Raw genomic sequence first — 20,882 nt, forward strand, 5'->3', positions numbered from 1 at the left:
AAACGGGGCATTAGCGCCACGATACTGTTCATTCAGTAAAAGATACTGACAGTGACTATCGCATTTTGAGGTCTGCCCACCGAAATCTCAAAAACACCTTTAGGGCCGGTCTCCGGACTTAGGCTATGTTAATCCGTAAAAATAGAATTAACGCGAGACTGACCTTTAACATTCTGACTATCGGGTTCTGTCTTGAACACACCAATCAAACGCGGTCTTCTCTCACCTTTTACCGTTGCGGGGGCAGTGCCAGAATTTCACTGGCTTCCCGATTATCTCGCGGCTTTCGCACGCAAGCACCTCAGAAGGTTGACTAAAAATTTGATTCATAGGGTACAGCCATCAATAAAACAGCGATACTCCCTTAAGGCTCAGCACATTATAGAGCCTGAGCGCGCGCATTATAGACGTCTATACGGATGAAAGTCCATCAAACTCAAGCGAGCGTCTACAGCCTACTTCAAGGAGAATGGGACTAAAGTGGAAATAAAATCTTGGCTATTATCCGCCTGCAGCGGCGGTTTATCGGCAGAAAAAACGGCACCTCGCATCGACTTATGCAACAGATACAAATCTTTATTGCCACTAACAACCGTATAGTAGCCAATTTCCCCTTGAGGAGTTGAAGCATAGGCTTTGGAATTCAGTGCCGTCACACCGTGCATATTGGGCATGGCTGTACAGCCTAGAATGGCATGAAATCCAGCGTGCCCATCGACTTCGTTGTCACCGAGCTTCTGGTACACCACTTCGCCGTCACAGGTCGATTTATAGGTCTCGGCCATCGCATCTAAGAAGCGCTCAGGGCTAATACTCTCGGCCATATCCTTAAAACCCTGCACGCAAAATAGTGCACTCCACTGGGTTAATGCTTCCTGCTCAGGCACATATTCTGCCATAAACATGCCTGCTTGCTCCTCATGATAAGCCTGCTTCCAGCCCGCAGGCAGATTGAACCCTAATTGCTGACCAAATACCGGCAATACATGGGTATGAGCAGCGCCGCTTTCGCTCCGAGCTATATCTAATGTGGCTTGAACTGGCTCTGAGCCAATTAAGCTGCAGAGTAACAACACACTGGCACCTTGAAACAATCCAATAGGTGAACACAATGCTAATTTCATACTTATCATCCTTGTATCGCACTTATAACTAATACTAATTAATACGACATCATGAAATTGAACAGAAAACACCCAGCATTCTAGCGAATAACCCAGATTGAAAACAGTCAAAAGCTTAGATTAACTGCCACTTTGAAAGAAATAATCACTGTCACGGCTTGAATAACAGAGAAATACTCCGTTTATCTGCGCCGTGATGGTAAAAAAGGTTAGTGCTATTCGCTAAACAACCACATTTTTACTTCAGGTTTAGGCCTTTCCTGACTCAGAATCGCCTGCCGTTGCTCTGGCGTTTCGCATTGGATAACAGGGGTAAAATCCAGCGGCTTAATCACCAACGAATCGGCAGGCGGTACCGAAGATTTAGCGAACATCTCGTTATTCATCGACCAAGAGACCCATTCCCCCTTTTCACTGATCCCGACATAACCCTCACCCGCCCTCGCTAACCAAGTTAATCGCGGGATGCGTTCTATGAGCTTCTCGACATTTTCTAGGTTAGCCCTATAGCCTACTGGCACGACTTTGCCGTCAGGACGGGTGAATACAAATGATGCTGAACCTATGGTGATTTTGCTTCCCTCCTGCCAATATCGATTGAGGATCTCTTGGGCATAGTGAAAACCATATAGATAGGCGTAGTCACTGTCATCGACGAGGATTTGAGGTACGGCATTGTCACGCAGCAACAGAAATCCCGTGCCGACACTGACAATACTGTTCACGCCTTTAATATCCGTTTGTTTGAGCCAATCGATACCGCAGTTCGTTTCATTGCCCCAAAAGTGCGCCTCTCCCGCCGGACTTAAGATTGCAAAAGCACAGCTATTTGACGTAATACTCACAACATCCTGTAGCGCACTGCGAATAGGGTAAATATCGCTACTCTGCCCCCAAGTCACGACACTGCCATCCTTTTTCAAAGCGGCATAGGTCCCTTGGGTATACTCAACACGCACAACATCCATTAACTGCGGCAGCAGCTTTTTCATATTGGTTGAACGTTCAACTTGCCCCCAAATCACAGTGCTGCCGTCTTTCTTAAGTGCCGTAAAACTTCGTCCTTCGGCAAAGATATCAACTATATCTACCAGTTTATCCTGCACATGCTGGCTATTGCCGCCTTCGGGCCCATAACCCCAAGTGTGCACTTTTCCACTGGCATCGAGTGCGGCTACCGCCTCACGGTTAGCATAGAGTTTAGTGATGTTTGTCATACGGCTTTGCAGGGCTTTGTCGAGACTCAGTTTCCCTGCACGTCCCCAGTACACCACAGTGCCATCTTCACGCAGGGCGGCAAAACCTTCCTTTACAGGCACGACTTGTTTAATGTGTTTAAGCTCCGCAGCAACTTCGCGGCTATCGCCGCCGCTAAAACTATTTCCCCAAGTGATCACATCGCCATTTTGGGTGATGGCAGCCACTGCCATATCATTTACTATCACGGAACTTACTGCCGGTAAATCACAGGGAATATGGCGATACTGCGGACTCGGTTTTTCCTTAAATTGGATGAGTTTACCGTTATCAAACTGCAGCAATGACTCGTTATTACTTTCCACTATGGCCATAGGTTGAGGCTCGCTACAGCCAGAGATTTGCATGGCAACCATGCCCGCGAGTAAAGCCTTAGGCCAAGTGATTCGATGGGTGAGCATTACTTATTTCCTTGTATTTGCTTGGAGATGTCATTCAATGTTGTGCAGCAGACAGAGCGAAGATGGAATAACCTAACATCGCCTAATGTCAAAAATGGGCAGAATTCTAGCAGCTTGTTGATAAAAAGACGAAAACGCTCACAGTTTGCTCTGCAAGTACCCTCCACAGGCTAGCGCCTAACTTATGGCATGCTATTCTAAGCATCCAGTACCGCTGTTTAAAGGAGTAACAGTATGACTCGTCACATCATTCTTGATTGCGATCCCGGCCATGACGATGCTATCGCGCTGATCTTAGCCTTAGCTCACCCAGACCTCGTTCCCCTTGCCGTCACGACTAGCGCTGGCAATCAAACCCCAGATAAAACCCTCAACAACGCCCTGCGTATCTTAACCCTGTTAAACCGTGGTGATATCCCAGTCGCGAGCGGTGCCACTAAGCCGCTAACACGTGAACTGATTATCGCCGACAATGTTCATGGCGAGACAGGCCTCGATGGCCCCGCATTGCCCGAACCGAGCTTCAACTCACAAGCCATAACGGCCGTTGAACTGATGGCGCAGCAAATCCGCCAAAGCACACAGCCAGTGACTTTAGTGCCCACAGGGCCGCTGACTAACATTGCTCTTTTACTGGCGAGTCATAGCGAGCTACACCCTAAAATCGAGCGTATTGTGCTAATGGGCGGCGCAGCCGGTGTCGGCAATTGGACGCCTGCCGCCGAGTTTAATATTTTTGTCGATCCCGAAGCCGCCGATATTGTCTTTAAGTCAGGCATTCCCATCACTATGTGCGGGCTCGATGTAACCCATCAAGCGCAAATCATGGATGCAGACATAGAACGGATTCGCGCCATCCCAAATCCAATTGCTCAGTGCGTCGCCGAGTTATTGGATTTCTTTATGATTTACCACAGAGATCCTAAATGGGGCTTTATTGGTGCGCCTCTGCACGACCCCTGCACTATCGCTTGGTTGCTCAAACCTGAACTGTTTGAAGCACAAGATTGTTGGGTCGGGATTGAAACCCAGAGCGAGCTGACCTTAGGCATGACAGTGGTTGATCGCTATCAACTCACTGGCAAACCCGCCAATGCGACTGTGCTGTTTGGGCTCGACAGACTCGGTTTTGTCGATTTACTGGTAGACAGTTTACGTGTCTATGATCCAACTTATCTCAATCGCAGATGAAAATAACAGTGAGTTTTCTATGAGCCAGATACTCGTTATCGGCAGTGCGAATGCCGACCATGTGATGAAATTTGAGTACCTGCCCGCAGCAGGGCAAACCTTGATGAGCCGAGACTATCGACTCGAACAAGGAGGTAAAGGAGCCAACCAAGCGGTCGCCTGCGCGCGTTTAGCTAAATCAGGCACCCGCACTGACTTTATCTGCCACCTCGGCCAAGACAGTATCGGCGATGATATGCGTCAAAGCTGGATCAAAGATGGCATCAGTACAGAAGGTATTAGCCAGATAGCGGAGCAGAGTACAGGCACAGCGATGATTTTTATCGGTGATAACGGTGAAAATACCATAGGTGTTGCTGCGGGTGCCAACGCCACTCTTTCACCCGATGATTTAGAAAATCACTATGCTCTGTTTGCGAATGCGCAGTACTTGTTAGCGCAACTAGAAACACCTGCTGCCACAGTGGCAAAAGCACTAAAAATGGCCAAAAACCTTGGCGTGACGACGGTATTAAATCCCGCCCCAGCGACCGCCCTTGGCCACGATGTACTCAAATGGGTTGATGTGATTACGCCTAATGAGACTGAAGCAGAGGCTTTAACTGGCGTTGAAATTAACCATCTCGATGATGCTCAAATGGCTGCGCAGCTTCTGCACCAGCAAGGTGTAGGAATTGTAGTGATCACTTTAGGCAGTCGCGGCGCATATATCAGCAGCCCAGGTTTTACAGGGCTAGTGCCCGCGCTTGAAGTGCAAGCCATAGACACAGTCGCTGCAGGGGATACCTTCAACGGCGCCTTAGTCGTTGGCTTGAGCGAAGGCATGTCGATTGCCGCCGCTGTGGGATTTGCTAATGCGGCCAGTGCTATTACAGTGACTCGCCAAGGCGCACAGCGTGCTATTCCCTATCGACAGGAGCTTTCGTACTAAAAAAGTAAGCGACTTTGAGTTAGACGTCCTGAGTCCGCTTATCTAAATTATCATTTATAAATCATAGCTATAAATCAGATCCATTAATGATAATCCGCGAGTATTTAGTTGGTTCCAGCTCAGTACTCGCTCGTCTATGTTTACCGCTAGCGATTTTGCCGTTACAGAATTTTGCAGTCACAGAGAATGCAGTACTCAAACGAAAGTTGCATATACATAATTTACACGCTGATTTCATTCCCATTTAATGAAGATTGCTTATTCTGGTTGGCGCATGTCCGAGTCAAAAGGACTCGGCTACCCTTGTTCAACTAAGGAAGTACCAGATGAAAGCAAAAAGCACAGCTTTACGTAACGTGACCAGCACTAGCCTAATCGGCCTAGGATTATTATTCGCTAGCCAAGCGAGTGCCAACGAATGTGAACTGAAAATTGCCGCCACTGATGCAATGCAATTTGACACTAAAGAGCTGTCAGTACCTGCAAGCTGTAAAGAAGTGACCTTAACCTTAACCCACACAGGCACTTTGCCAAAAGCAGCGATGGGCCATAACTGGGTATTAACTAAGGCAGCCGATATGTCAGCCGTCGCAACTGAAGGTATGAGTGCCGGTCCTGATGCAGCCTATGTTAAAGCGGGTGATACGCGCGTTATCGCTCACACGCCATTAGTGGGCGGCGGCGAATCAACATCTATTACTTTTAGCACTGCTGGCATGAGCGCTACCGAAGCTTACCAATTCTTCTGCAGCTTCCCAGGTCACTGGGCGATTATGCAAGGTAGTTTCAAGCTAAAAGCTTAAGGTGAATGGCTTAGCCTAACGTTAAGTGATAAAAACACAAAAGCGGATCTTAGGATCCGCTTTTACATTCCAGCCATTGCATTTAGCCGCAATAATTCATCAGGGCCTTGGTTGGATAACTAATGGCGCAAAGCTCGTCATCGCATTACCGTTAGCCCCGTTCAAGTTAGGATATTCAACCCCTTCCTGTAAAGTGTAATACACGTCGACAAAGTCATCGTCATTGGTGAACCAAGCATCCGGCATCACACTTAAAATACCATTGGTGATTTGCGGGATCAGCGCATAACCCTGAGCTTCAGGATCGGGGATCGACTTTAAGATCTGCTCCGCCGCTTCCAACAGCTTAGTGGCCAACACTTTATAGTTAGTGCCATCGTCATGCTCCATTAGGATCATGTCTGCAGCCGCCCAACGATAACGCTCCCAATGGATGATGATTTGATTCGGATAATAGGTCGTATCCGCATAATCTAAATAGGGCATTTCGACGATATCGAGCACAGGTTCTTCACGGCTCGGGTCAATCCCTGTCACTATGCCGTAAATCTCGGCACGACCAGAAATCCACGGCTCATGGTCATCCTTCAAGGATATTTGTTTGATCACTGTGGTTGAAATAGGCTTGTCTGCCACCGCCTGTGTTTGCGCACGGCTCAGTAGCACGCCATCTTTTTTCGCCGATTGTGCTTCGGCAAATGTCGCCCGCATCACCTCTAAGCCAGCCACAAAGGCTTTTTTACTATCGATACCGACCACAAACACCGGCTGCTGCGGTAGGTTATACACGTCTAATTGATGAACTTGTCCATGAATATCAAAGGCTTCAATATAATCCCACTGACTCTCGTCACCATCGGGCTCATAGGCAAATAAAGGAGACTCACCTTGCTGCCATGGGGTTAACATGGTTTCATCTGCTAGACGCACTTGCACCAGAGAATCTGCTTTGGCACTTAAGCCCTTCACTCGGCGAATCGACGCATCGGCTTTGGTGATCACATTATCATTGAGCCTATGCTGAGACAGAATGTCATCGGCATTTACTGCCAACTGATACTGGTTTATTTCAGTCTGTAAGATAGGCGCAAGCTGCGCATATTGATGGCTCAAATCTAACGCCAATGCCCGCTTAGTATTGGTTAACTGAGCTTGTGCATCCAAAGTCGAATCCTTTAGCGACGCTTGTAGCAAGCGTAACGCCTCTCCATCTAAGGCTTGGCCATAACTCATGGTTGCCGAAGCCGACAAACACAGCAATAAACTGGATTGAAGTAGTTTCATAGGAGTTCCCTTACCTTAATAAAATTAAACGTGTGTTCGAATTCTCTACATATGAGCACAGACCCGAATCCAAGTAAACCAAACGATAATAATTATCGTTATTTATTAATGGTATAGAATACGCAATAGCGCTGAAACTCTCTAAAAACAAGACTATAGCGATAACGGCTCTCAATTGACCAAAACGTGCGGAGTGAACAGGAAAAAATGCGTTGATAAGCTCAAAGAGGTTGAGCGACAAAAACACAAAAGGCGGATCCTAAGATCCGCCTTTTGTTATTCATAGCCAGAGTGACGTTTCAGAACGCGTCATGCGCGCCCTAACAGTCACACTAGCTTGATAAGACAATACTAAACGAGTGAGTGTTACTCTTCGTCGAAATCATCTTCATCAAGATCTTCGGCATCAGTTGCCGCTTCAGCTGCTAATGCTGCCGCTAATTTTGCTTTAGCTTGTTTCTCTGAACGACGCTTGTTGCGCTCAGTTAACGTGCCTAAAAACACTTGTAATTCAGTCAAGCCCCAAGCTTGCGCTTCGGCTTCGGTCGCAAAACCATCATGGCTCTTAGACACAACCGTTTTAGTTGATGTCATGCGACGAGTGATTTCAGTTTTCCAACCTTTGTCGCCCTGTGTCACGCGAAAATCGTATTTTTTGCCCTTGCTCATTCTGCTCTATTTCCTAAATGATGCTTGTCACGTTTGTCTTATCAAGCGAACCAAACGCTCATCATAAAACAAAAGGAGCGCAGTGTACTTGATTTCGGCCCAGAAAGATCGCCCAGATGAAAATATTCATGCCAGTTTCATCGACTCGCCCAGTGGAGTCAATTCTCAAGTCTAAAACAACACTGCGCATATATCCCGCTCATCCTCTGTCTATGGCTGTTTATCGCAAGCTAGCGTGCTTTAGATAATCGTCGTGCAAACGGTATATATTCTTGTTTATGTCATAAAAATTGGCTTTTTTAGTCACATTAACACTTTAGAGTTTCTGATTAATATTAATAAGTTACATCATTACTCATAGGTAAATCTGATGAAACTACGCCCTCTTTCGTCGCTCTCACTCGGCCTGTTAATTGCCACCAGCGCTTTATTAGCCGGTTGCAATAGTGACGATAACAACACAGAAGTCACGCCACCGACCAGCAAACCTGTTCCAGCTCAAGTGGGAGAAAGACCTTTATTCCTCGTGCGTCAAATGCAAGACAGCACACTTAAAACCCGCTTAGAACAATGCACCACTGACAATTTTTATCGCAGCGAGTTTTCCATCGGTCACCGTGGCGCACCAATGCAATTCCCTGAGCATACAAAGGAATCCTACCAAGCGGCTATCGATTCGGGCGCTGGCATAGTTGAATGTGATGTCACCTTCACCGCCGATAAAGCCTTAGTGTGCCGCCACTCACAGTGCGATCTTGCCAGCACGACCAACATTTTAGCCGTGCCTGAACTGGCCAATAAATGTTCTAGCCCATTCACTCCTGCTGATGCCGCCAATGGCGTCAGCGCATCGGCGACCTGTTGCACCAGCGATATCACCCTCGCCGAATTTAAAACCCTCAAGGGTAAGATGGAAGGCAGCAATCCTAAAGCGACCACTGCGGCCGAATTCATCAATGGCACTCCAAGCTGGCGCACCGATCTCTACGCTGGCAATGGTACCTTGATGACCCACGCCGAAAGTATTGAAATGTTTAAAAAAGCTGGCGTGAAGATGACGCCAGAGCTCAAAGCCGCCAGCGTATCTATGCCATTCGATGGTTTTACTCAGCAGGATTACGCGCAAAAAATGTTAGATGAATACACGGCGGCTGGCGTCGATGCTTCGCAAGTATTCCCTCAATCATTTATCTTAGATGACATCAAATATTGGGTCGCCAACGCACCTGAGTTTGCGAAACAAGCCGTATTTCTCGATGACAGATACGATTATAACAGCGCTTTCGATCCACAAAATTCAGCCACTTGGTCACCATCAATGGCAGATTTGAAAACCCAAGGTGTCGAAATTATTGCGCCGCCACTCTGGGTTTTAGTCGCCTTAGATGCGGACAAAAAGATCATCCCTTCGGAATACGCTAAGGCCGCCAAAGGCGCGGGGCTTAAGATCATCACTTGGTCGCTGGAACGTTCTGGTTTATTAAAAAATGGCGGCGGCTTTTATTATCAAAGCATTACCGAAGCCATAGATAACGAAGGCGATACCTTTGAATTACTCGATGTGTTAGCTAAAGATGTCGGTGTGATTGGAGTGTTCTCCGACTGGCCCGCCACTGTGACTTACTATGCGAACTGTATGGATTTATAAGTCATCGATATAGAAAACAAAAAATGCGTTAACGATTAATCGTTAACGCATTTTTTTATTGCGAAAATAGTCTATATCTCGCCGCGAGCAAGCTATTTAAACAGGTGCTGGATATTCTTTAAATCGCCCTTGCCTTCGGCAATTTCTTCCGGCGTTAAACCTGTGACTTCATGCGGGAACACTAACCAGTCTTCAGAGGCATGGATGTAATAGTCAGGTTTTAAAGGCACTGCGGTATTTTTTGGCTTGTAATAAGGGCAAGCGATACGGATATCGGTTGGCATATTCAGGCGCATCAACTGACCGAGTTTTTCTTTTAATGCATGGATACTACGGCCAGAGTCAAACACGTCATCCACAATCAATAAACCGTCGCTTGCGTTCGCATTTTCAACGATGTAATGCAGGCCGTGAACTTTGATTTCTTTGCTTTGCTTGTCGGTACCGATCCCATAATAGGAAGAAGTACGCACGGCAATGTGATCGGTTTCTACTTGTTTAAAGTCGAAAAATTCCTGTACCGCGATCCCGATTGGAGCGCCGCCACGCCAAATACCCACGATAAACTGCGGACGAAAGCCACTCTCATACACTTGCGAAGCTAATAAAAATGAATCTTCCAGCAATTGCTGCGCGGTAACAAAATACTTTTCTGACATGACACAGTCCCCATCACATTGATTTTATTCTTAGGTCGTTAAAGCAAAAGCTTATGACCCCTGTAAGGTCTGTTCGGCGGGTAAAGGTTCCCAAAACACTAAAACAGCTTTGCCTTAGCAAGTGTAGGCAGCCGCCGAATTTTGGGAGCGAATTTTATACCAAAAAAATGCGATGTGCTGCAGTAATAGTAAGAACTTGCGTGACAACAGACATTTATTTTGCCTTTTTAGGCAAAAAGCAACAAAAAGGCCACTCTAAGGTGGCCTAAAAACAGCGAATAAATACCTGCGTTAAACGATAGGCGTAATCACATGCTCGCCCACTTTTGCCTTGGCGCTATAACCACGTGCCGTTGCCGCTTGGAAATCCTTCGATAGAATGGTATCCACATAATGCCAGTCGCTGCGCACCTCATCAGCGGTGAAAGTGAGCGTCATAAAGCCGCGATCTCTTAAGTTAGCGTACTTAAGATCTGGCACTAACTCGACGATCGCCGCCTCAGTCGCAGGGATCTGCTCAGCGGGCAGATTCAAATAGTACTCAAGACCTGGTGAAGACACTGAGCTGGTCGCAAACTCCACCCCAACGGTATCGCCATTCACATCTTTAAGCTCGTTAGCCCAGGCATTATGGGTATCACCCGCGATCACGACTAGGTTGAGGTTTTTCGATTTAGCCGTACCTAAAATCACCTCACGCTCATAGGCATAACCGTCCCAAGCATCTAAGTTGTATGGAATGGCAGGTAATTGCAGCAGTGCGATAACTTCTGGGGTTAATAAGGCTTGATTAGCCTGAAGATATTGTAACTCTTGGGCGGTCAGCGTGGGATCATTTGCCGCCGCACGCGCCGCTAGCTTAGCTAACGCACCTAACATGGCATATTGGGGAATGCTCATCTGCTGAGTCGCAATCGCCGCCGGCAATGACATCTTGCCCATCAAAATCTGTTGCCCTAACACCTGCCACTTGCCCGTTGCTTGCAGCAGAGTGCCCTGTAGCCATAATAATTGCGTCAGACCCAGCATAGTGCGAGTGGTCGAAGTCACATCGGCAAGGAAACGCTCGCCCGCAAACGAACCCGTTGTCGGATCCATATAGTCGGCATAATCGAGCTGTTTATCACGGGCCAATACACGGGTATCGAGCATGTGCAGGTCGACAAGATTACCGTAACTGAAACTGCGGTAAATCTCTTCATGGTTCCCTTCGCGCCATGGACGAATAGGCAACCATTCGAAATAAGCTTGCAGTGCCGCCTCTTTGCGGACGGCAAAATCGCCTTCGCCTTCATTATGATTCTCGGCGCCATCACGCCAAGTATCGTTGGCTACTTCGTGATCATCCCAAACTGTGATAAAAGGCACTTTCGCGTGTAACTTTTGCAGGCTCGCATCGGTATGGTACTGACCATAACGGGTGCGATAATCGCCCAATGTCAGCAACTCAGTGGCCGGTAAGACTTCACGGCCAAGCTCTGCAGCATGCTCACTGGCATAACCGCCACGGGCATATTCATAGATGTAATCGCCTAAATGCACCACGGCATCTAAATCATCCTGCGCCGCCGCTAACTCATAGACGTTAAAGTATCCGGCAGGAAAGTTCGCACAGGACATCACGGCTAATTTGACTGAGCTTACGTCACCCTCAGGCAGAGTACAGGTTTTACCCACGACAGAGGTTTTATCACCTGTCATAAAGCGGTAAAAGTAGTTTTGACCTGCACGTAAACCGCGGGCATCAATCTTAACCGTGTAGTCACGGCTTGCATTAGTGACCATCTCACCCGTGGTCACTAATTGACTAAAGGCAGCATCGCTTGCCACTTGCCAGCTCACTTTTACATCGCCCTCAGACTCAGGCGTTACACGGGTCCAAAGGATCACAGCATCAATCGCAGGATCGCCACTGGCAATCCCATGTAAAAATTGTGCAGGTACAGAATTATCATCATTACTATCGCTACAGCCCATCAAGCCGTAAGAGATCACAGCAACGCCAACACCTTTGGCCGACATAGCCAAAAAGTCACGACGAGTTACGGTACGATTCATTATTATTATTCCTTGTTAGATAAGGCTTCACTGGTATGAGGTCTAATGAGACCCCGATTGTGAGACATCACTGTTACACATTTGTGACATCTTTGTCAGCCTTTTATGATTTCTATCAATTCAAATACTTATACTGAATGGCGTACTTTATTTATGCAGGACTGGCGCAGCGAACAAGGAAGCTGCTAACATCGGTGCAGGCTAACGCAGCGTGTTAAATGCACGCCTAAGAATGGCAAGAAAAGGAATTTAACAATGAAAGTCAGCGATATTATGAGTGATCAAGTCATCTGCATCAGCGATGGCGCCAGTTTGAAAGATGCCCACCATCTGATGCAAACCCGTGGCGTACGCCACTTACCTGTGATTTCTGAAATTGATGGCACCCTCGTTGGCGTACTCACCCATAAAAAGATGATCGCCAGCGTGATGACTATGTTGAACAAGTACGGCCAAGGCGCGCTCGAGCGCAAAGAACGATACACGCCGATCACAACCGTGATGGACCAAGACTTTCAGCATCTTACCGCCGACGAGCCTTTAACTGTGGTGGTGGAATATTTTATCGAAAACAAACTCGGCTGCTTACCCGTCGTCGATGCCGATAAAAAGGTGCTCGGTATCGTCACGTCATCGGACTTTATCAAGCTGTGCCGTACCCTGTTGAAGCAGCAAAGTTAAGCTTATCAAACAAAAAGCGCAGCCTATGTTTGCTGCGCTTCCAATTCACCTCACCAAAACTACACTGCAGTCGCAGCGGGTATGCGAGTAAAACGCTGCCAGCGACCCGAGCGCCAACGGTGTACCATAATCAATCCACGCACCCACTCATCTGCCGCAACGGCAAGCCAAGCGGCGAGTACGCCATAGCCTAAGTGAAGGCCAAAGAACCAAGCCAATAATACCCCTATGCCCCACATGCTAAAGAGGCCAACCCGCACAGGGAACGCCACATCACCCGCGCCTTTTAATGCCGAAATAATCACCAGATTAAACACCCGCCCCGTTTCGAGCGCGATTGAACCTGCAAGCAATAACGCCGTCAGTTGAATGACTTCCTCGTTCTCACTTAGCCAGCCAACAATAGTGAATCGCTGCCAGTAGAATACTAAGACGATACCAAGGGAAACCATAAAGCCCACTAGACAGTAACGCTGCACCCGAGTGGTGATTTCATCGAACCATTGTTTGCCGACATAGTATCCGGTCTGAATTTGCGTCGCCTGCCCGAGCGCCACCGCAAAACAATAAATAAACCGGCTGATGTTTAGGCCATAGGTATAAGCCGTGAGCGATAAAGTCCCCATTTGACTGATAAAATAGATGATGGTCATCTGCGCCACATTGTAAGACAACATCTCACCGGCATTGAGTAGGCCGATACGCATCACACTCCAATAGGTGCTGCGCGGTAATAATTTAAGACGTTGCAGTGGCAGCGGGATCTTTTTATAGCGGATCACCATCAGCATGATCACAGCGCCGATGATCTGGCTGGTGACGGTGGAAATTGCCACCCCTGTTACCCCATAAACAGGCAAATCAAAGGGAGAATACAGGGCAATATAGTTACCGATGACGTTCATCAAGCCTGTGCTTGAGGTGACTAACATGGCCGAGCGGGTAAAGCCGTAACTCCTTAAAATCGCGGCAAAAGCGATGTTCATGACCAAACCTATACTCAAGCTGCCACAAATCACTAAGTAGTCATATCCAAAGCCTGCCACATCGTGTTCAAGCGCAAACAGGCCGATAATCCCCTTAGCGCCGAAGAACATAGAGGCGCCCATGATCAAGGCGAGTCCTAAACTCAATGCGACACTTGCCACCCCGATATCGACAGCCTGTTGCGACTGGCCTGCGCCATTGTTCTGGCTAATCAAAATGCTCGCACCTGTGCTCACCATCATCGACATAACCATCATGAAGAACATCAGCTGAGTCGTGAGTCCCACCGCCGCTACCGCGTTATCGGAATAATGGCTGAGCATAAAAATGTCGCTGATCCCAAGCAGTGATTGCAGCAAGGTCTCGACAAAAATCGGCCAAGTGAGGGCGACTATGCTCATGCGTTGTTGCAATGTTTTGGGTGCTTTAGCCACGGAGAATTCCTGCAAATAGAGTACGGATAACGATGTGAGCGCTGGCTCAATGTGTCGCTCAAACGGCATCTTGGCAACCTATATTTCAGCCAAGATACTGAAAGCAACTTTCACAAATAGACATCAAAGTGCTATCGAACGCACAATCAGGCGGAAATCTAAGCGCATCCAGCCTAAGGGTCAATTGAATTGGTAATTTTCTTACAAGTCGCCATACAACTCAATCTGTATTAATGAAAATATGCCGACTGCAACCGTATTCATTACTACGTTAATGGCAGAGCTAAAAACAGGACTCATCACAGTGTGTGAATTTAGACTAACAAGCATCTAATTAATGAGTACAGAGCCAGAGTGCGCACAACAATCTGAGCAAAAACAAATTGAGCAAAAATAGTTACTGGCAGAAATCATGTCAATGCTACTAATCCGCTATTGCTTCTCATCACTGCGGCTACCATTTCAATTAAACTGCCGATAAACTCAGCCCATTGCAGAACTGCTAAGCACACTGAAAAATGAGGGAGTATTAAATGAGCCAACTCTATTTAGAAGAGGGAATTAAACAATTGGTTAGCGAGTTTATCGCGGCGGGTTGTCCATCGGTGCGAGAGCAGACCATTGAGCAACGTAGACAAGGTTATATCGCCAGCACGGTACTCGCAGGTGAAGCGGAAGAGGTGTTCGAGGTGCGCGCAGTTTCTATCGATGGCGCAGAATTGACCCTGTTCAAACCTTCGGCAGTAAACGATTTACCCGTTGTCATTTACTACCATGGCGGCTGTTTTGTCAGTGGCGGCGTTGAAACCCACAATCAACAACTGCGTAAACTCGCCAATGATGCTGGCGCACTGGTGATTGCCGTTCGCTATCGTCTCGCCCCAGAACATGTTTACCCAGCCGCCCACGACGATGCCTGCCATGCCGCCGAAGTTATTTATGAGCATTGCCAACAATGGGGTGGCGATAAGGACAAGATTACCCTGATGGGCGACAGTGCTGGCGGCCATTTAGCCCTCGTCACTTGCCTACGTTTAAAAGCCAAAGGGCAATGGTTGCCACAAAAGCAAGTACTTATCTATCCAATGCTCGATGCCACCGCTAAAAGCCAAAGCTATAGCGACAATGGCGAGAAATACATCATCACCCGCGACACCTTACTCACTGGATTTGATCTGTATTTAGATTGGCACCCCAGAACCGATGCCGAAGCCAGTCCGCTGCGAAGCACTGACTTAGCGGGACTGCCCGAAACCCATATCATCACAGCTGAATTTGATCCGCTCGTCGATGAAGGAGAACAGCTATTTAGGCATCTATTAGAGGCTGGCGTCAATGCCCACTGCCGCCGCTATCTTGGGGTGATCCATGGCTTCTTTCAACTCTCGGGAGTGAGCCGCTCCGCACGGGATGCCATGGTGCAAGTGAGCAATATAGTGAAGACAGCCTAACGTCATCCTTGATGATTAATTCCTTCATAAAAAAGGCTTTCTATCTAGATAGAAAGCCTTTTTAAACCGTTTGATATTCTGACTTAAACGGCTTTCTTTCGATACGCCAAAAACAACAAGACTATACCTACGGCTAAAAACGGTAAGCTGAGAAGTTGTCCCGCACTTAGCACTGATTCAGAGTAAGCCGCTTGGCTGACTTTAATCGATTCAATCGCAATTCGCGCACTAAATACCGACACCAAGAACAAGCCGAAAATCGCTCCATGCCGTTGTTTAATCTGCGTAAATTGATACAGAGCATAAAGCGCGACAAAGATAGCCAAATAGGCAAAAGCCTCATAAAGCTGCGCCGGATGCCTTGGCAACATATCAACACGGGCAAATATAATGCCCCAAGGTTGAGTCGTTGGATCGCCTAAAATCTCTGAGTTGGCAAAGTTCGCCATACGCACAAAAAAGCCAAAAATGGCGGTGGCGATAGCGAGTCTATCCAACAAAAACAGGAAGGGCAGCTTCACTTTGCGTTGGTAATAATACAGCGCCAGAATCGCCCCTAAACCCCCACCGTGGCTGGCGAGTCCACCTTCCCAAATCGCCAAAATCTTAAGCGGATGGGCAAAGTAATAAGCCGGATCGTAAAAAATACAATGGGCTAAACGCGCGCCCACTATGATGCCAACCACACAATAAATCAGTAGATTATCAAGGGACTCGACATCGAGGTTTTCCTTGATATAAATCCGCTTCATCACCTGAAAACCGGCAGTGATAGCAACAGCAAACAAGACTCCATACCAATGTATTTTTAGTCCCATAAACGAGATTAATACAGGATCGAGCTCCCACACTAAGTGTTCCAAATTCAATTACTCCTAACACTTGGTACATAGAGGTACGCCAAAAAGCCTGTTTTACGTGGTTAAACGCCAATAGACAAGCCTTGTCGCGGGGATATCTTACTATTGAGCCAAATTTAACGACACTGAGTAGCATTGATTTAGCCGAATGATGTTATTTCGACCGAATCGAACTCTCACTCATTAATGGGTTAATTCACGCACTAATGAACGCGCTTTTTTTACACCACTATCGGCTCAGACGCTTGATGATTTCACTGTGCTGCGGATAGTGGGCTAGTAAGGTTTTTTGGCTAAATAACTCGAAATCATCGAAGGTAAAACCGGGGGACACCATACAGCCCACGAGCGAAAAGCCGGGTTGATTCATCGCCGAACCAAAGATACAGCCCTTAGGCACCAAAAATTGTGGTCGCTCGCCCGCCGCTAAATCGAGTCCCAATTGCGCTGTGGTTAACACGCCATCAGGGTCAATCATATAAATAGTGAGTGATTGTCCTGCATGGAAGTACCACATTTCATCGGCGGTTAGGCGGTGAAAGTGGGAAACTTCACCCGTGCGCAGTAAAAAATAGATGCTGCTCCATAATGCCCGAGTCTGATCAAACGGCGTTTCAGAACGATAGGATGAGCGGTAATAGCCGCCTTCAACATGCTGTTCTAGTGCTAAATGTTCAATAAAATCATCGGCTGTATGCATTATAAATCCCTGGGTAAAATTAAAACCGCAATTCAGGTTCTAGAGTCTACTCGAAAAACATCTGCTCACTAAGCATTGCGGTTTAGCTTTTTGAACATAAGCACACACGCCAAAGTTCAACATATCACTTTTGACTCGTTACAATAGGAAAGGGAGAGTTATGGCTTGTGGCATCAATCGCGCTAGCGACTTGGCAAAATCGTGACGACAAATAAATTGTACGGCGTGTCGTTATGGTTTGTTGTTCGCACCAAAAGCGGCTAGATTATTATGAGTTAACGGGATTAATTGGCGGCTAAAGCTCCAAAGAGCGGCTCGTAATGATGACTTGGACACGCAGACATAAAGTTAAGTGATTTTCCACAGGGATCTTAATTGATGATCAATATTGAACAGATGGCGTTAATCCTCGATGCACTGCCAGATCCTGCCTTAATATTGTCAAAAAGTGGTCGGTACGTGGCTGTATTCGGCGGTAAAGATGGGCGTTATTACCACGATGGCAGTGGCTTAGTCGGTTTGTACATTGCTGATGTATTAAACCCCGATAAAACAAATTACTTCTTAGGCATTATCGAACAAGCCTTAGCTAGCCGAGCATTACTGATTGAAGAATATGAACTCAGTAATAAAGATGTCAAAGGCTTACCCGATGCGGGCCCAGATCAACCCATTTGGTTTGAGGGACGAATTCAAGCGCTAGACTTTCTCGTCAATGATGAGCCAGTGGTGCTCTGGGTCGCAAGTAATATTTCAAAGCGACATGAGCTTGAACTGCAACTGCGTCAGCTCAGCGATACCGATCAGCTCACAGGGTTATATAATCGCCGCCGATTAGAACGCGACTTAACCGTTCAATTCGACACTTTTCAGCGCCACCGTACGCCCACCTCAATCTTGATCCTCGATTTAGACCACTTAAAGTCTATCAATGACCAGTTAGGCCACCATGCTGGCGATAAAATTATCATCGCCGTTGCTGAAACCTGTCGCACTCAATTTAGAAAAACCGATAGCGCGTATCGTTTTGGTGGGGATGAATTTGTGATTGCCCTGCCCGGTGTCGAACAGTTTCAAGCGGTTAAATTTGCAGAATACCTCTGCGATTGTTTTTACTCGGCACTGCAACAACATGCGGTTAACGGCTTGTTTGCCACCGTAAGTATCGGGGTTGCCAGCATAGAAGCATTGGATACTTCCTATGAAGACACGCTTAAGCGGGCCGATGCGGCCCTGTATCAGGCTAAGCGTAACGGCAAAAATCGAGTTATATCAAATACAGCCTAAGCGGGTTAAACATTTCAAAGCACACATAGCAATAACAAGCGCCCTTAATAAGTGATAGTCACAAGTGCTCATAAGAAGCACGCATCAAAAGGCAGCCAACAAAAAAGCGAACCCTAAGGTTCGCTTTTTAATGCATAAAGCTATTGCCAAACACAGGCTTAATTCAGATCTTTCGCAGCTTTACGGGCTTGATGCAGCTTTTTATAGCTTTCAATCAATCTTAGATGTGGCTCAATGCCTTCGAGCTGCATGCTGGTCTTTGTTAGGCCATAAAAACGCACTTTACCTGTGACTGAGCCAACGACATTGTCCATCACTTCTTTACCGAACATGCGGTTGAAGTTGTGGATAAAATCATCAAGTTCTAGCTCGTCATCTAAAGTCACTTCCAATACAGCATTCATAGCTTGGTAGAACAGGCCGCGTTTAACGGTATTGTCGTTAAACTGCAGGAACTCGCCGACCAGCTCAATCGCGTCTTCGTGTGCACCGAGTGCCAAATAAATCAGGATCTTAAGCTCGATAATCGTGAGCTGACCCCAAACGGTATTTTCATCAAATACAATGCCGATTAAGGTGCGAATATCCGTATAGTTATCGAGTTGGCTTTCTTCTAAACGATTGACCAAATTAGCCAGTTGCTTAGTGCTTAACGAATGCAGATTTAGAATATCTTCACGGTACGCCAGCGCCTTGTTGGTATTATCCCAAATCAAATCATCGACTGGATAAATCTCCGAATAATCAGGAACTAAAATACGGCACGCCGATGCGCCTAAATCGGTAAACTCGGCGATATACACCTCTTTACCTAACGCTTCTAAGATGCCAAACAGGCCGTCGGCTTCTTCTTCGCTGGTGCCAGAAAAATCCCATTCGCAGAATTCATAATCAAATTTACTGCTAAAGAAGCGCCATGAAATCACTCCTGTTGAATCAATAAAATGCTCAACAAAGTTTTCTGGCTCGCTGACCGCCATGCTGTTAAAGGTCGGTTTTGGCACATCGTTTAAGCCTTCGAAACTGCGGCCTTGCAACAGCTCAGTTAAGCTACGTTCTAATGCCACTTCAAAGCTTGGGTGCGCGCCAAATGAGGCAAACACGCCGCCAGTTTTCGGGTTCATTAGGGTCACGCACATCACAGGGAATTGACCGCCGAGTGAAGCGTCTTTGACCACAACCGGGAAACCTTGCTCTTCTAAGCCGTTAATGCCCGCAAGAATACTGGGATATTTTTCAAGTATCTGCGTTGGCACATCTGGCAATACAATTTCTTGCTCAATGATTTGGCGTTTAACGGCACGCTCAAAAATCTCTGACAAACACTGCACATGCGCTTCTTGCAGGTTATTGCCCGCGCTCATGCCATTACTTAAGAACAGGTTTTCAATCAGGTTCGATGGGAAGTAAACCGTTTCACCGTCAGATTTACGCGAATAGGGGATAGCACAAATGCCGCGCTTAAGATTACCTGAGTTGGTATCAATCAAGTGCGAACCGCACAGCTCATCGTCTGGGTTATAAATCTCTAAACAATAGTCATCCAGAATTCCCGCTGGCAGCGCATCGTCTTCTTCTAACGCAAACCACTTTTCATTGGGATAATGCACAAATTCGCTATTAGCGATTTCGGTACCAAAGAATTGATCATTATAGAAAAAGTTGTTATTTAACCGCTCAATAAACTCGCCGAGTGCCGAGCACAGTGCGCTTTCTTTGGTCGCGCCTTTACCATTGGTAAAACACATGGGCGATGCGGCGTCACGAATGTGCAGCGACCACACGTTCGGCACTATGTTACGCCATGATGAGATCTCAATCTTCATCCCAAGCTCGGCGAGCATGCCCGTCATATTGGCAATGGTCTGCTCCAGCGGCAGATCTTTACCCAGAATAAAGGTGCTCGATGCGCCATTAGGCTGGCCCATCAGCATAGCATTGGCGTCTGAATCTAGGTTCTCAACGGTTTCAATCTTAAATTCTGGACCCGTTTGCACCACTTTTTTAACAGTACAACGGTCAATTGAACGCAAAATACCTTCGCGATCTTTATCGGAAATATCTTCTGGCAATTCAACCTGAATTTGGAAAATCTGGTTGTAGCGATCTTCTGGATCGACAATATTGTTCTGCGACAGTCTAATGTTATCCGTTGGAATATCGCGGGCTTTGCAATACACCTTCACGAAATAGGCCGCACACAGGGCTGACGACGCTAAGAAATAGTCAAACGGACTAGGAGCAGAACCATCACCTTTGTAGCGGATTGGCTGATCGGCGGTCACGGTAAAATCATCAAACTTGGCTTCAAGTCTAAGATTGTCGAGAAAATTAACTTTGATTTCCATTGAATATGATTTCCACTAAATATGCGAGTCTGTAGCAGCCCATCGACCAAGTCGCGTCATTGGTAATGAGTCATTAAGGGGGAATTATCGGTGTTTTTGGCCCATTAGT

Annotated in this window: 17 protein-coding genes and 1 riboswitch; of the genes, 7 read left to right on the plus strand and 10 right to left on the minus strand. The window is 46.9% G+C overall.

What is annotated here, in order from left to right:
- Positions 1-86: 86 nt before the first annotated feature.
- Positions 87-319: riboswitch (cobalamin riboswitch) on the minus strand.
- Positions 320-455: 136 nt separating this feature from the next.
- On the minus strand, positions 456-1,124 hold the full coding sequence (locus Q4Q46_RS10560) for a hypothetical protein (RefSeq protein ID WP_311905918.1): 669 nt from the start codon (positions 1,122-1,124) through the stop codon (positions 456-458).
- Between the two features lie 215 nt (positions 1,125-1,339).
- A complete protein-coding gene (locus Q4Q46_RS10565; RefSeq protein ID WP_311905919.1) occupies positions 1,340-2,782 on the minus strand; it encodes an RCC1 domain-containing protein in 1,443 nt (480 codons plus the stop codon).
- Positions 2,783-3,016: 234 nt separating this feature from the next.
- Between Q4Q46_RS10565 and rihA the strand changes: the two genes are divergently transcribed.
- The 3 genes from rihA to azu all read left to right on the plus strand — a co-directional run bounded on the left by rihA (position 3,017) and on the right by azu (position 5,707).
- Positions 3,017-3,973, plus strand: a complete 957-nt coding sequence (gene rihA / locus Q4Q46_RS10570; protein ID WP_311905920.1) for a pyrimidine-specific ribonucleoside hydrolase RihA — start codon at positions 3,017-3,019, stop codon at positions 3,971-3,973.
- Positions 3,974-3,992: 19 nt separating this feature from the next.
- Positions 3,993-4,904 (plus strand): ribokinase, encoded by a 912-nt coding sequence (gene rbsK, locus Q4Q46_RS10575; protein ID WP_311905921.1) that lies wholly within the window; start codon positions 3,993-3,995, stop codon positions 4,902-4,904.
- Positions 4,905-5,230: 326 nt separating this feature from the next.
- Positions 5,231-5,707, plus strand: coding sequence for an azurin (gene azu / locus Q4Q46_RS10580; RefSeq protein WP_106651603.1), 477 nt, complete (start codon positions 5,231-5,233; stop codon positions 5,705-5,707).
- 99 nt (positions 5,708-5,806) lie between these two features.
- On the opposite strand, the gene Q4Q46_RS10585 is transcribed toward azu, so the two are convergent.
- On the minus strand, positions 5,807-6,991 hold the full coding sequence (locus Q4Q46_RS10585; RefSeq protein ID WP_259559033.1) for a DUF3103 domain-containing protein: 1,185 nt from the start codon (positions 6,989-6,991) through the stop codon (positions 5,807-5,809).
- 366 nt (positions 6,992-7,357) lie between these two features.
- Positions 7,358-7,660, minus strand: a complete 303-nt coding sequence (locus Q4Q46_RS10590) for a DUF3622 domain-containing protein (protein ID WP_006080221.1) — start codon at positions 7,658-7,660, stop codon at positions 7,358-7,360.
- 370 nt (positions 7,661-8,030) lie between these two features.
- On the opposite strand from Q4Q46_RS10590, the gene Q4Q46_RS10595 reads away from it, so the two are divergent.
- Entirely contained in the window at positions 8,031-9,308 is a 1,278-nt protein-coding gene (locus tag Q4Q46_RS10595) for a glycerophosphodiester phosphodiesterase family protein (protein ID WP_311905922.1), read from the plus strand.
- A gap of 92 nt (positions 9,309-9,400) precedes the next feature.
- Here Q4Q46_RS10595 and Q4Q46_RS10600 read toward each other — a convergent pair whose 3' ends face one another.
- Both Q4Q46_RS10600 and Q4Q46_RS10605 read right to left on the minus strand, forming a co-directional pair.
- Entirely contained in the window at positions 9,401-9,967 is a 567-nt protein-coding gene (locus tag Q4Q46_RS10600; RefSeq protein ID WP_006080219.1) for a phosphoribosyltransferase, read from the minus strand.
- A gap of 291 nt (positions 9,968-10,258) precedes the next feature.
- A complete protein-coding gene (locus Q4Q46_RS10605; protein ID WP_311905923.1) occupies positions 10,259-12,025 on the minus strand; it encodes an alkaline phosphatase D family protein in 1,767 nt (588 codons plus the stop codon).
- Positions 12,026-12,280: 255 nt separating this feature from the next.
- Between Q4Q46_RS10605 and Q4Q46_RS10610 the strand changes: the two genes are divergently transcribed.
- Positions 12,281-12,706: a CBS domain-containing protein gene (locus Q4Q46_RS10610; RefSeq protein WP_011845794.1), complete on the plus strand. Its 426-nt coding sequence runs from the start codon at positions 12,281-12,283 to the stop codon at positions 12,704-12,706.
- Positions 12,707-12,765: 59 nt separating this feature from the next.
- Here the strand turns inward: Q4Q46_RS10610 and Q4Q46_RS10615 are convergent, their stop codons facing one another.
- Positions 12,766-14,127 carry an MATE family efflux transporter gene (locus Q4Q46_RS10615; protein WP_311905962.1) on the minus strand — a complete coding sequence of 454 codons (1,362 nt, stop codon included), beginning with the start codon at positions 14,125-14,127 and terminating at the stop codon, positions 12,766-12,768.
- A 533-nt stretch (positions 14,128-14,660) separates the two neighbouring features.
- Here Q4Q46_RS10615 and Q4Q46_RS10620 point away from each other — a divergent pair.
- A complete protein-coding gene (locus Q4Q46_RS10620; protein ID WP_311905924.1) occupies positions 14,661-15,578 on the plus strand; it encodes an alpha/beta hydrolase in 918 nt (305 codons plus the stop codon).
- A gap of 83 nt (positions 15,579-15,661) precedes the next feature.
- Here the strand turns inward: Q4Q46_RS10620 and lgt are convergent, their stop codons facing one another.
- Both lgt and Q4Q46_RS10630 read right to left on the minus strand, forming a co-directional pair.
- Positions 15,662-16,441 (minus strand): prolipoprotein diacylglyceryl transferase, encoded by a 780-nt coding sequence (lgt, locus tag Q4Q46_RS10625; RefSeq protein WP_006080213.1) that lies wholly within the window; start codon positions 16,439-16,441, stop codon positions 15,662-15,664.
- 226 nt (positions 16,442-16,667) lie between these two features.
- On the minus strand, positions 16,668-17,138 hold the full coding sequence (locus Q4Q46_RS10630; protein ID WP_311905925.1) for a cupin domain-containing protein: 471 nt from the start codon (positions 17,136-17,138) through the stop codon (positions 16,668-16,670).
- A 378-nt stretch (positions 17,139-17,516) separates the two neighbouring features.
- Between Q4Q46_RS10630 and Q4Q46_RS10635 the strand changes: the two genes are divergently transcribed.
- On the plus strand, positions 17,517-18,425 hold the full coding sequence (locus tag Q4Q46_RS10635; RefSeq protein WP_311905926.1) for a GGDEF domain-containing protein: 909 nt from the start codon (positions 17,517-17,519) through the stop codon (positions 18,423-18,425).
- Between the two features lie 158 nt (positions 18,426-18,583).
- Here Q4Q46_RS10635 and Q4Q46_RS10640 read toward each other — a convergent pair whose 3' ends face one another.
- Positions 18,584-20,773 (minus strand): OsmC domain/YcaO domain-containing protein, encoded by a 2,190-nt coding sequence (locus Q4Q46_RS10640; protein ID WP_311905927.1) that lies wholly within the window; start codon positions 20,771-20,773, stop codon positions 18,584-18,586.
- Between the last annotated feature and the right edge of the window lie 109 nt (positions 20,774-20,882).

It is taken from the genome of Shewanella vaxholmensis (assembly GCF_031932135.1).
In the GTDB taxonomy this organism is placed as follows: Bacteria; Pseudomonadota; Gammaproteobacteria; order Enterobacterales; family Shewanellaceae; genus Shewanella; species Shewanella hafniensis.

Coding starts and splice junctions, on each gene's coding strand:
- Q4Q46_RS10560 (WP_311905918.1), bottom strand. CDS start 1,124: ATGAAATTAGCATTGTGTTCACCTATTGGATTGTTTCAAGGTGCCAGT.
- Q4Q46_RS10565 (WP_311905919.1), bottom strand. CDS start 2,782: ATGCTCACCCATCGAATCACTTGGCCTAAGGCTTTACTCGCGGGCATG.
- rihA (WP_311905920.1), top strand. CDS start 3,017: ATGACTCGTCACATCATTCTTGATTGCGATCCCGGCCATGACGATGCT.
- rbsK (WP_311905921.1), top strand. CDS start 3,993: ATGAGCCAGATACTCGTTATCGGCAGTGCGAATGCCGACCATGTGATG.
- azu (WP_106651603.1), top strand. CDS start 5,231: ATGAAAGCAAAAAGCACAGCTTTACGTAACGTGACCAGCACTAGCCTA.
- Q4Q46_RS10585 (WP_259559033.1), bottom strand. CDS start 6,991: ATGAAACTACTTCAATCCAGTTTATTGCTGTGTTTGTCGGCTTCGGCA.
- Q4Q46_RS10590 (WP_006080221.1), bottom strand. CDS start 7,660: ATGAGCAAGGGCAAAAAATACGATTTTCGCGTGACACAGGGCGACAAA.
- Q4Q46_RS10595 (WP_311905922.1), top strand. CDS start 8,031: ATGAAACTACGCCCTCTTTCGTCGCTCTCACTCGGCCTGTTAATTGCC.
- Q4Q46_RS10600 (WP_006080219.1), bottom strand. CDS start 9,967: ATGTCAGAAAAGTATTTTGTTACCGCGCAGCAATTGCTGGAAGATTCA.
- Q4Q46_RS10605 (WP_311905923.1), bottom strand. CDS start 12,025: ATGAATCGTACCGTAACTCGTCGTGACTTTTTGGCTATGTCGGCCAAA.
- Q4Q46_RS10610 (WP_011845794.1), top strand. CDS start 12,281: ATGAAAGTCAGCGATATTATGAGTGATCAAGTCATCTGCATCAGCGAT.
- Q4Q46_RS10620 (WP_311905924.1), top strand. CDS start 14,661: ATGAGCCAACTCTATTTAGAAGAGGGAATTAAACAATTGGTTAGCGAG.
- Q4Q46_RS10630 (WP_311905925.1), bottom strand. CDS start 17,138: ATGCATACAGCCGATGATTTTATTGAACATTTAGCACTAGAACAGCAT.
- Q4Q46_RS10635 (WP_311905926.1), top strand. CDS start 17,517: ATGATCAATATTGAACAGATGGCGTTAATCCTCGATGCACTGCCAGAT.
- Q4Q46_RS10640 (WP_311905927.1), bottom strand. CDS start 20,773: ATGGAAATCAAAGTTAATTTTCTCGACAATCTTAGACTTGAAGCCAAG.